At 60.2% G+C, this 11,478-nt stretch carries 7 protein-coding genes; 1 reads left to right on the top strand and 6 read right to left on the bottom strand.

Going from position 1 to position 11,478, the window contains the following annotated elements:
* Position 1: 1 nt before the first annotated feature.
* Both treS and QEH68_RS04725 read right to left on the bottom strand, forming a co-directional pair.
* Positions 2 to 1,798 (bottom strand): maltose alpha-D-glucosyltransferase, encoded by a 1,797-nt coding sequence (treS, locus tag QEH68_RS04730; protein WP_207596393.1) that lies wholly within the window; start codon positions 1,796 to 1,798, stop codon positions 2 to 4.
* Complete coding sequence (locus tag QEH68_RS04725; RefSeq protein ID WP_278251956.1) at positions 1,798 to 3,882, bottom strand: alpha-1,4-glucan--maltose-1-phosphate maltosyltransferase; 2,085 nt, start codon at positions 3,880 to 3,882, stop codon at positions 1,798 to 1,800. Before QEH68_RS04725 ends, treS begins: the two co-directional genes overlap by 1 nt.
* 125 nt (positions 3,883 to 4,007) lie before the next feature.
* On the opposite strand from QEH68_RS04725, the gene glgP reads away from it, so the two are divergent.
* Positions 4,008 to 6,632: an alpha-glucan family phosphorylase gene (glgP, locus tag QEH68_RS04720; protein WP_280626932.1), complete on the top strand. Its 2,625-nt coding sequence runs from the start codon at positions 4,008 to 4,010 to the stop codon at positions 6,630 to 6,632.
* 125 nt (positions 6,633 to 6,757) lie between these two features.
* Here the strand turns inward: glgP and QEH68_RS04715 are convergent, their stop codons facing one another.
* The 4 genes from QEH68_RS04715 to QEH68_RS04700 all read right to left on the bottom strand — a co-directional run bounded on the left by QEH68_RS04715 (position 6,758) and on the right by QEH68_RS04700 (position 11,351).
* Complete coding sequence (locus QEH68_RS04715) at positions 6,758 to 8,608, bottom strand: ATP-binding cassette domain-containing protein (protein ID WP_280627973.1); 1,851 nt, start codon at positions 8,606 to 8,608, stop codon at positions 6,758 to 6,760.
* 164 nt (positions 8,609 to 8,772) lie between these two features.
* Positions 8,773 to 9,813, bottom strand: a complete 1,041-nt coding sequence (locus QEH68_RS04710; protein WP_280626931.1) for a hypothetical protein — start codon at positions 9,811 to 9,813, stop codon at positions 8,773 to 8,775.
* Positions 9,814 to 9,980: 167 nt separating this feature from the next.
* A complete protein-coding gene (locus tag QEH68_RS04705; RefSeq protein WP_207596382.1) occupies positions 9,981 to 10,829 on the bottom strand; it encodes a hypothetical protein in 849 nt (282 codons plus the stop codon).
* Positions 10,830 to 11,024: 195 nt separating this feature from the next.
* Entirely contained in the window at positions 11,025 to 11,351 is a 327-nt protein-coding gene (locus tag QEH68_RS04700; protein WP_207596381.1) for a hypothetical protein, read from the bottom strand.
* Between the last annotated feature and the right edge of the window lie 127 nt (positions 11,352 to 11,478).

Below are 11,478 nucleotides of genomic sequence, written 5' to 3'. Positions count from 1 at the left end.
CTCATCCTTTGGAGGTCACCACGGGAATCGCCTGGGTAAAAGGCGACGACGGATTGGAAAAGGCCGAGCGCACCCGCAGCCAGTAGAAGCTGTGGCTGCCCAGCATCACGGTCAGATGACCGTTGTCGCCGACGGCCGGGAATGGCTGGCCGCCGAAAATATCGCGCAGGCCGCGGCCCGCGAATTCGGGGATGTCCAACGTTGCCGACACAGGGTGCTGGGAGAGGTTGAAGACGCACAGAATCGTTTCGGCGTCCTCGCCCTCGGGGTTGCCTGCCGGCAATTCCCGTACATAGGCCAACACCACTTCATGATCGGCTTCAATGTGCCGGAAGCCGCCCAGACCAAACACCGGGTGGTTCTTGCGGACGCTGAGGATCTGGCGGGTCCAGCGCAGCAGCGAACCGGAGTGCGCGGCCTGGGCCTCAACGTTGGCCATGCCGTAGTTGTAAACCAGCGACTGGATGACCGGCAGGTACAGCTTGCCCGGATCTGCTCCGGAGAAACCTGCGTTGCGGTCCGGGTTCCACTGCATCGGCGTGCGGACGGCATCACGGTCATCGAGCCAAATGTTGTCGCCCATCCCGATCTCATCCCCGTAATACAGGAAGGGACTGCCGGGCAGGGAAAGGAGCAGCGCATTGATGAGCTCAATCTCGGACCGGGAGTTGTCCAGCAGCGGCGCGAGCCGGCGGCGGATGCCGATGTTTGCCCTCATCCGGGGATCAGGGGCATACCAGCCCAGCATCGCGGCGCGTTCCTCGGCCGGCACCATCTCCAGGGTGAGCTCATCATGGTTGCGCAGGAAAGTTCCCCACTGGGCGCCCTTGGGAATGTCCGGGGTCTCCCGCAGGGTCTCGATGATGGGTGCGGCCTTCTGGTCCCGCAGTGCGTAGTAGAGCCGCGGCATGATGGGGAAGTGGAACGCCATATGGCATTCGGGTGCTTCCTCGGTGCCGAAGTATTCCACCACTTCATGCGGCGGCTGGTTGGCCTCCGCAATGATCACCCTGCCGGGATAGTTCGCGTCCACCATGCGCCGAAGGTCCTGCAGGAAGGTGTGCGTCGCCGGCAGGTTCTCGCAGTTGGTGCCATCTTCCTCAAACAGGTAGGGAATGGCGTCCGCACGGAACCCGTCAATCCCCTGGTCCAACCAGAACCGGATCACGTCATAGAGGGCCTCGATGACTTTGGGGTTCTCAAAGTTCAGATCCGGCTGGTGGCTGAAGAAGCGGTGCCAGAAGAACTGCCGGCGGATGGGATCGAACGTCCAGTTGGATTCCTCGGTGTCAACGAAGATGATCCGGGCGTCCTGGTATTTCTCATCCGTATCGCTCCAGACGTAGAAATCGCCGTAGGGACCCGTGGGGTCCTTGCGCGACTCCTGGAACCACGGGTGCTGGTCCGAGGTGTGGTTCAACGGAAGGTCGATAATGACGCGGACGCCCCTGGCATGTGCCTCGGCAACCAACCGCTTGAAATCGCTGATGGTGCCGAACTCATCCAACACGGACGTGTAGTCCGCAATGTCGTAGCCACCATCCCGCAGCGGCGAATGGAAGAACGGTGGCAACCAGAGGCAATCAACGCCCAGCCATTGGAGGTAGTCCAGTTTCTCGATCAACCCATGGAAATCGCCGGAGCCATCCCCGTTGGCATCCGCAAAGGCCCGCACCAGTACCTCGTAGAAGACTGCCTTGCGGTACCAGTGTGGATCATGCTGGAGTCCGGGGGCGTTCAACTCGAAGGTGTTCTTCGGAGTGAAGTACTGGCTGGGGTTCTGCGGAGAAAAACTCACTAAAGCTGCCTCCGGATGCTCAGGATGTGTGCCGGTTCAACATGCGCATCCAGGCGGACGTAGTTGTGCTCGCCCCACTCCCAGCTCTCGCCGCTGATGAGGTCATCCACCCGGAACCGGCCGTCCTCGTTAAGGTCCCGTGGGTCCAGTTGCAGGGCCGCGAGGTCCAGGGAGACCGTGCTTTCGCGGGTGCTGTGCGGATCCACGTTGACCACGATGATCAAGGTGTCCTTGGTGCCATCCGGCAGCGTCTTGTGCTTGGAGTACACGATCGTGGCATCATCCGTGCTGCTGTGCAGTGTCAGGTTCTGCAGGTCGCCCAGCGCCACGTGCTTCTTGCGGATGGTGTTGAGCCTGGTGATGTAGGGCGCCAGCGTGCGTCCGGATTCGGCGGCGCCCTCCCAGTCCCTCGCCTTGAACTCGTACTTTTCGTTGTCGATGTACTCCTCGGCACCCGGACGGGCCACGTGCTCGTAGAGCTCGAACCCTGCGTAGACACCCCAGAGCGGGCTGGCCGTTGCAGCCAGTGCAGCCCGGATGCGGAAGGCCGCCGGACCGCCATACTGCAGGTACTCGGTGAGGATGTCCGGGGTATTCACAAAGAAGTTCGGGCGGAAGTACGCCGGGCTCACATGGCTGACTTCGTGGAAGTACTCTTCCAGTTCGGTCTTGGTGTTCCGCCACGTGAAGTAGGTGTAGGACTGCTGGAAGCCCGCACGCCCCAAGGCGTGCATCATCGGCGGGCGTGTGAAGGCCTCCGCCAGGAAGACAACCTCGGGGTTCTTCTTGTTGATCTTGCCGATCAGCCATTCCCAGAACCACACAGGCTTGGTGTGCGGGTTGTCCACGCGGAAAATCTTCACGCCGTGGCTGATCCACAACTGCACGATGCGCAGGATTTCCTTGGACAGTCCCGTCGGGTCATTATCAAAGTTCAGGGGATAAATATCCTGGTACTTCTTCGGTGGGTTTTCCGCATACGCGATGGAACCGTCCACCCGCGTGGTGAACCACTCGGGGTTGGACGTCACCCACGGGTGGTCCGGGGCTGCCTGCAGGGCAAGGTCCAAGGCAACCTCAAGCCCCAGCTCGTTGGCGCGCGCCACAAAGGCGTCGAAGTCGTCAAAGGTGCCCAGTTCAGGGTGGATGGCGTCATGGCCGCCGTCCTTGGAACCGATGGCCCACGGCGAACCCGGGTCCTGTGGTCCCGGCGTCAAGGTGTTGTTGCGGCCCTTGCGGTGCTGGAAACCGATCGGGTGGATGGGCGGCAGGTAGATGACATCGAAGCCCATCTCCGCCACGGCGTCGAGCCTCCTGGCTGCCGTACGGAAATTACCGGAGGTCCACACTCCAGTGGAGTGATCCAGGACAGCGCCCTCTGAGCGGGGGAAGAACTCATACCAGGAACCACGACCCGCGAGGTCGCGCTCCACCTGCAGCGGGAAACGTTCGGAAACAGTCACCAGTTCGCGGATCGGAACACGTCCGACGGCGGCCAGCACCTCAGGGCTGAAACCGGCGCCAAGGCGCTCCTCGGCAGTCTTGGTGGTATCGGCCAGCACGACGGAAGCGGCACGCAAGGTGCGCTTCTCAACAGCGCTGCGTCCGGCGTCGTCGGCTGCTTCCGCGAGGAGGGCAGCGCCCTCGGCGAGCATCAGCTCAACGTCGATGCCTGCGCCCACCTTGACCTCGGCGTTGTGATGCCAGGTGCCGTAACGGTCGTGCCACGCCTCAATAACGAAAGACCATGCCCCGGTGCCGGTGGGCGTGATCAGGCCCTCCCAGCGGTCCAGTCCTTTCCACTGCTCACCCTCGGCAGGGGTCAGGCGGACACGCTGACGTTCCTTGCCCCGGGGATCGAGCAGCACAGCGGACACGCCGAGCTGGTCATGGCCCTCACGGAAGACTGTGGCGCCGACGACGAGGTCCTCGCCCGGCAAGGCCTTCGCCGGGAAACGGCCACCTTCAACCACCGGCTGCACGGCAGTGATGGGGAACCGGCCGAAGCGCAGTCCCTGGGTGATGTCCGTAGTCGTCTTGGATTTCAGAGCGGTGATGGTTCGCGCGGTTTTCGTCACAACCACGACGTTAGCGACAAAAATCACAGAATGCTAAGCACACGACCTATCTACTCGACGCAAGATGACTTTTACCTAAAAGAAACCCAATCCAGTTCCGACTGCCATGTCCGTCCGTTAGTGTGGCGCTCGTGAAGGCTATTCGAAGGTTTACAGTCCGTACCGTCCTCCCCGAGCCCATCCGGCCCCTGGCCCGATTGGCGACCAATCTGCGCTGGTCCTGGCACCGGCCCACACGGGAACTTTTCGGGAGCCTCAACCCGGCTCTTTGGGAGGCGTCGCAGCACGACCCCATAGCCCTTCTGGGGTCCATCAGCCGCGAACAACTGCAGGACCTCGCCAACAACGGCGACGTGGTGGAGCGGGTTCAGGCAGCTGCCTCCGACCTGGACCGGTACCTCAGCGAACCGCGCTGGTACCAGGGCCTCGGCGAAGACGCTCCCGCCTGCATTGCGTACTTCTCCCCCGAATTCGGCATCACTGAGGTCCTTCCGCAGTACTCCGGCGGCCTCGGCATCCTGGCAGGCGACCATCTTAAAGCCGCCTCGGACCTCGGCGTGCCGCTGATCGGCGTCGGGCTCCTCTACCAGGCCGGCTACTTCAAGCAGTCCCTGTCCCGGGACGCCTGGCAGCAGGAAACCTACCCGGTGCTGGACCCCGACGGCCTGCCGCTCACGCTTCTTCGCCACCCCGGCAAGGACGGCATGCCCGGCAAGCCCGTCCACATTTCCCTTCCGTTGCCCAACGGCCGCGAACTCCACGCGCACGTCTGGCGTGCCGACGTCGGACGCGTTCCGCTGCTGCTGCTGGACTCCAACGTTCCCTCCAACGATGAAGCCGCCCGCGGCATCACCGACCGCCTGTACGGCGGCGGGGGCGACCACCGGCTTCAGCAGGAACTCCTCCTGGGCATGGGTGGCGTCAAGGCCCTCCGCGTCTATCAGGAACTCACCGGCACCCCCGCGCCGGAAGTCTTCCACACCAACGAAGGCCACGCAGGGTTCCTGGGCATCGAACGCATCCAGGAAGCCATGTCCGATCCCACCGTGCCCCTCAGCTGGGACGAGGCCCTCGCGGCCGGACGCGCGTCCACCGTCTTCACGACGCATACGCCCGTCCCTGCCGGCATCGACCGCTTCGAGACCGTCCAGATCAAGCACTTCTTCGAAGCCGGACTGGCACCTGCGGTGCCCACGGACCGCATCCTGGAACTCGGCCGTGAAAACTTCGACGGCGGAAACCCTTCCGTTTTCAACATGGCAGTCATGGGCCTGCGCCTGGCGCAGCGTGCCAACGGCGTGGCAAAGCTGCACGGCGTGGTGTCCCGCGAAATGTTCGCAGGCCTGTGGCCGGGATTCGACCACTCCGAGATCCCCATCACCTCCGTCACCAACGGCGTCCACGTCCCCACTTGGGTGGACCCCCGCATCTCCACCCTGGCCCGGAACCAGTTTGGCGCCGAGGCTGAAGCGTTGGGCCGGTGGGACCTTGCCTACAACGTCAGCGACGAAGACGTCTGGGCACTCCGCCGGGAGCTCCGCGCCCAACTCATTGAAGACGTCCGACGCCGGCTCCGGGCCTCCTGGAAGAAGCGCGGCGCCGCCGACGCCGAGCTCGGCTGGACTGACTCCGTGCTGGACCCGGACGTGCTCACCATCGGCTTTGCCCGTCGCGTGCCCACCTACAAGCGACTTACCCTCATGCTGCGCGACCCCGCACGCTTGAAGGCCCTGTTGCTCGATCCGAAACACCCCATCCAGCTGGTCATCGCCGGCAAGTCGCACCCCGCAGACGACGCCGGCAAGAAGATGATCCAGGACCTGGTGCGCTTCACCGACGATTCCGAAGTCCGGCACAGGATCGTCTTCCTGCCCAACTACGACATCGCCATGGCACGGACCCTGTTCCCGGGCTGCGACGTGTGGCTCAACAACCCGCTCCGCCCGTTGGAAGCCTGTGGCACCTCCGGCATGAAGGCAGCCATCAACGGCTCACTCAACCTGTCCGTCCTGGACGGCTGGTGGGACGAAATGTACGACGGCGAAAACGGTTGGGCGATTCCCACCGCCAACAACGGCGCCTCAGCGGATGAACGTGACGACATCGAAGCGTCCGCTCTGTACGAGCTCCTCGAAAACCAGGTAGCTCCGCGCTTCTACGGCACCACCGTTGCCCAAGGCGCTGGAGCTGCAGGACCGTCCGAGTCCAGCCGCGAGACCGTTCCCACCCACTGGGTGTCCATGATCAAGCACACCTTGGCAAACCTCGGCCCCGCCGTTTCCGCGGAACGTATGCTCCACGACTACGTCAACAACCTCTACTGCCCGGCCGCTGTTTCCGGGCGCAGGGCTGTGGCCGAATCCTTCAAGGAAGCAAAGGAACTCGCCGCCTGGACCACCAAGGTCCGGAACGCGTGGCCCCAGGTAATGGTGGAGCACGTTGACTCCGTGGGGGTCTCCGAGGAACCCCAGGTAGGCGACAGCCTCCAGGTCAACGCCTACGTGGCCCTCAACAGCCTCACCCCGGACGACGTGTCCGTCGAGGTAGCTTTTGGGCGGGCCGAGGAGTCCGACGAACTCGAGGACATCGTGGTGGCTGAACTGGACTCCTTGGAAGACCTCGGCGGCGGACGCCACCTCTTCCACGGCTCCCTGGTCATCAACCGCTCAGGGTCCTTCGGCTACACCGTCCGGGTGTTCCCGAAGCACTCGGCGCTGGCTTCCAAAGCTGAGCTGGGGCTGATCGCGAACGCCTAAGCCTTTGAAAGTGTATGGCCCCGCTTTTCCGTTGTTGCTCAACGACGGAAAAGCGGGCGGCCGCTCGGGGAGGGTACTGTTTTGCATCCACGAAGCTGGTTCGGGGGGAAACTCAGGTGGGATTGCTACGCGCGAATTGCAATAGCGGGATCTTGGCGACTGGCGACCCACGCGGGGTATATGGCACTCACAATACCGGTGGTCGCACCCAGAAGGACTCCCACCAGCCATAGCTCCGGGGGCAATACGGGCGGCCAGGCCTGGATCCAGGAGACGCAAAGCGTGGTCACAGTTCCGATGATGCCGCCGAGCGAACCTGCTGTCATTCCAACGATGAAGCCCTCAAGGATGAAGGATCGGCAAATTAGCCATCGACTTGAGCCGATCGCTCGTCGAAGGGCTATCTCTGCCGATCGGTTCTGAACGGTCAGGTACATCGAGGAAGCCGCAGTGATGATCGCCAGGAGCATCAGGACCAGCGATAGCAAAGCGATGAGCGACCCGAGATCATTTGAGACATCCTGCCTGATTGACTGAATATCGGCTGTGACGTCTACTTTTGCCTTCCCCGGGTCGCTCGGCGAGTATGCAAGCGGTGCTACTCGGGCAATCGCAGCCGAGAAGCCCTTTTCGGTTCGAACTTGAACTTTTAGGTCTGATCTTGAGACGGCACGCATGATGCTGGCGTTTACGAATACGGAGTCAGCGTACTCAGGAAAGTTTGGGCCAGGTTCGAAGACACCAACAATCGGCACAAGTTGGTCATCGATCCATATGCTCACCCCTGCCGCCGGCCCGGATTTCTTGCTGTACGGTATGTCGAGCGCAATTGCCGCCTTTGTCGAGACTACTGCGAGTGGACCAGCTAGTGGGTCATCGAGGGCACTTCGGATGTTGTGGGGAATTAGCTCGATTCCGAAGTCATTGAAGTAGTTCTTCGAGGAGGAGTGAAGTGACAATGGCGTTTCGGGTTCCAGGTCGGAGGGCCTAACCCGTGTTATGTGTACGTCTGCCGGAACCGCTGAGTACACATAGGATGCGCCGACTACATGAGGAAGACGGGCAATGCGATCTACCCCGGAGCGAAGCCCATCGAAATCGTCTCGAAGCACGCCAGGTCCGTCTTCGATGGAGATGGACAGCCGATCCTGTGAGGCGATAGCCAGCCGATTGTTTATGGCATTCGACGTCGTCGAACTGATACCCAGGGCACCCGTCATCCCCCCGATGGCAATCGCAAATGCAAGGATGAGAAGCATTGTTCGCAGGGTACGGGCCGAGAGCGCGCTCAGTGCATCGCCCCAGTCATCCATGAGGGAACACACGGTGCGAGAGACCCATGACTGCTGACTGGCTGCACCAAACGGCTCGAGGTCGACCGGAACCCTAGGTTGCGGCATTGGTTGGGACTTCGTTTCGACGTCACTCGTGATTCGACCGTCCCGGATCTCAATTCGGCGATCCGCTTGGTTCGCCACGTCCACATCATGGGTGATGACAATGACGGTGACACCTTCGGAGTTGAGTTTCCGAAGGTACTCAATGACCCGTCTGCTGTTGTTTGAATCAAGATTGCCTGTTGGCTCGTCGGCAAGAATGATCCGCGGGTGCGTCGCAATTGCCCGTGCTATTGCAAGTCGTTGCCGTTCGCCGCCTGATAGGAGCTTGGCTTGGACCTTGCGTTTATGCTCCAGACCTACGAACTCCAGCGCGTCCAAGGCAGCCGACGCCCGCTCGTCCATCGGCACGCCTTGGACCCGTAATCCGATAGCAGCATTGCTGATCACACTATCGTCACAGATGACGTTTGAGGACTGGAAAACGAACCCAATCAGGCGTAATCGCATCGTGTCGAGGCTTCGTTCTGAAGCGGCGTCGACGGCTTGCCCACGAATGGCGAGACGTCCGGAGCTTGCTCTGTCCAACAAGCCCAAGACGTTCAAAAGCGTCGATTTCCCTGAGCCTGAAGGGCCCACAATGGACACGAACTCACCGGACTCAATTGCCAGTGAGACGTCAGATAGAGCGGGGGAATCGGCACCTGGATATGTACGCGATACTCTCTCCAGGCTGATCGCCAATGCGTTATCGGAGCCTGTATATTCTGCTCTGCGCGTGAGAGGCCCCGATCGTGAAATCGTCACGATATTTGGACCTCGTCACCTTGGCTGAGATCACCAGAGACTGCGGCGAAACCTCCCCCCGACCGAAGAATCGTGATGGCGACGCGCGTTGCGGGGACCTTTGAGTTTCTTCCGTCGCCCGAGCTTCTGAGAACGTAGGTGCCTTCGGCATCCTGTCGGATACCAGATAACGGCACAGCGAGGGCTTCTGCCGCGCTACCTTGGCCAGCCACCGTGACACTCAAGTTAGGAGTCAATAAGACCAGATCCGCCTTACTCGTAGGCTCAACCGTCACGGGATGTCCCGCACGTTGGCCATCTCCCGCATCAGTGAATGGACCCAGCCCAGTTATCCGTCCTGTCATTTGCTTTTCCGCGACCCTGACAGTGACATCCTGGCCTGCCTTAAGAGACTCAGCCTGCTGGACCTCGGCGATAAACTCCACGAAGTTATCTTCGGCCTGGAACATGGCGAGAGGACTTTCGGGCGTAACTTTCTGCCCTATGTTCAGCGCGGAGACAACGGTCGCGCTGGCGACGGGAAGGGCTATCAGTTGCCTGTACGGGATCGAGAGCGCGGGGGTTTTAGCGTCGACTGGTGCCGTGGTTTTTGGTGTAGCTCCCGGTTCGACTTGTTGACTTTGCTCGGTAGGCATTCTCCCGCTGCTCAAGGCGAAACCCTCGCTGGCAAAGAAAGAGGATGCAGCATCCATGGTTGCGCTGTCCATGTGACCAGATTCGGAGGAAGGGTACCCCAACTGCAGAAGTGCCCGTTGCAGCGCCAAAACGTCATCTCCCGCATCTCCTCGGGAAAGATTGCGATACAAAGGGAGCGGACCAGGCAGGACGAAATAGGGCTTGCCTGAAACCACACCTGCAAGGTCGCCCCACTTCAACGTGTCCCCCGCCTGAAGCGTCTGGCGCACGACAATCGGTTCCTGACCCTCTAAGTCAATGTGGATAGGCACCGCCGGTCCGGCCTTAACAACTCCTGAGTAGGTAAGACGGTCGTCGACGACACGGTTTTCAACCATGGCATAGACAGGAATCTCAGCCATGGAGTCCTCTGGCCGGATGATCTCTGATTGATCAAAGACGATTCCAGCGAGCAACCCCACCCCCGCGGACATAACTGCGGTGACTGCCAACAGGACGATTAGCCACCGTCGCGAGAGTCGACTCAATCCGACAGCTTCCGCAGCTCTCTGCCGGGAATGTTCATCGATCACTGCGTCTCTTTCAGTAACTTCTCAGCGGCATCTACATAGTTCTGGCTCTTCTTCTTGAGCTCGGTAAGAACTGCCTCATTCTGCTTGATAAGCGGCAGCTGGTAGCTTGCCTGAATATCACCGAGCGTTTGGGTGAGTCGGACTTCCTGGTTGCATTCGGCCTCAATCGTGGCGATTCGGACGCCCTCGGCTGTGTCCGACTTCGACGGGTTTTGCTGATCTGTCCTCGCCTGCAGGTCAAAGGACTGCTGGCTCGACCACTTGGCGTTGGCGGCGTCCCGCCCGGGTGTCAGGCCAGCCGCTGAGATGCATTTGTCCCAGTCGCCCTTGGCATTCTTCCAAGCGTCAGTTTCTGATGCCATACCGAGACTTTTCACAGCGATCTCCGCTGCAGCACCACCATTCATCAGGTCATCAGGTGGAGTGACTTCATCGATCTTGCTCTTTTCACTGGCAAGACACTTGTACCTGGCATCCCCCCACGTACCTGCCTCGTCGTGCTTCTTGTTCGATTGAGCGTCTTCTCCAATAAGCCGAAAGCCGTGCTGTCTCACGCGATCAACGTTCCACACGCCGAAGTTCCGGTTCTCTGCCTTCGGATAAGCAGCATTCGGATCATCGATGAAGCCAAATTTCTTCATGCACGTGGTCATGATGACTTCCCTCGCCAGGAGAATCTGAGAGCGATCACGGGCCGAAATCCTATACGCGTCCACTGGGAATACGATCAGAGAGTTCTCGTAATCCAGATTCACTTTTCCCGATGAGTCCGGCGTGATTGAACTGTCCACACCCTCCGAACACGACGAAATAGCCAACGCTACGCCTATGGCAAGCGAGGCCACAAAATACCTTTTCCAGCATGCCCGTCGCTTAAGAGTTGTCCTCGACACCATCCCGCATCCAATCTCGTTTCTTACGCCTCGACTTAGTAGTAGCCGAGCCTCTTCACAGACAGGAACTTTGACCTGCCGATTCTTTGATCAGCAGGTCAAAGCATGGTGCTATTCACATTTCGTTATGCGAACGGCCGTGTAGGTTTAGCCCCTGTGGAAGCTGCTGATGTTGTCATTCCACGTACCCAGGAAGGGTACATACCAACCCATGGCGCTATAGTCGTTAGCGCTGCCAAAGCCGGCACCGCCATAGTTGATGTCCTGCCACCAAGTGACGTAGTAGCCGAAGTTCTTTACCGAACTTGCCTTGTTATCAAACGACCCCATCCAGGTCGAGTTGTCGGCTCCGTATGTAGCACCGCCGTAGTTATTGTCTGCATAGAAAATACTGGCATTCGCCGACTGACTGGCGGCAAAGAGCACCGAGGTAGATAGTGCGATGACAGCAGCCATCCGTGCAAGCTTCTTCATATCGTGATCCTCATTTCAGCTGGTGCGGAATGAGATCAGCAATTAATCCTGCGCGTTCCCCAATACGCATTGACGTAGACCCTAAAGGCCCCTCAAAATGTATCGCTCGACACATTTAACGTCAAAC

The sequence above is a fragment of the Paenarthrobacter sp. OM7 genome, assembly GCF_029873575.1.
Lineage (GTDB): Bacteria > Actinomycetota > Actinomycetes > Actinomycetales > Micrococcaceae > Arthrobacter.
This window is presented reverse-complemented; position numbering and strand designations above follow the sequence as displayed.

Coding starts and splice junctions, on each gene's coding strand:
- QEH68_RS04700 (WP_207596381.1), bottom strand. CDS start 11,351: ATGAAGAAGCTTGCACGGATGGCTGCTGTCATCGCACTATCTACCTCG.
- QEH68_RS04710 (WP_280626931.1), bottom strand. CDS start 9,813: ATGGCTGAGATTCCTGTCTATGCCATGGTTGAAAACCGTGTCGTCGAC.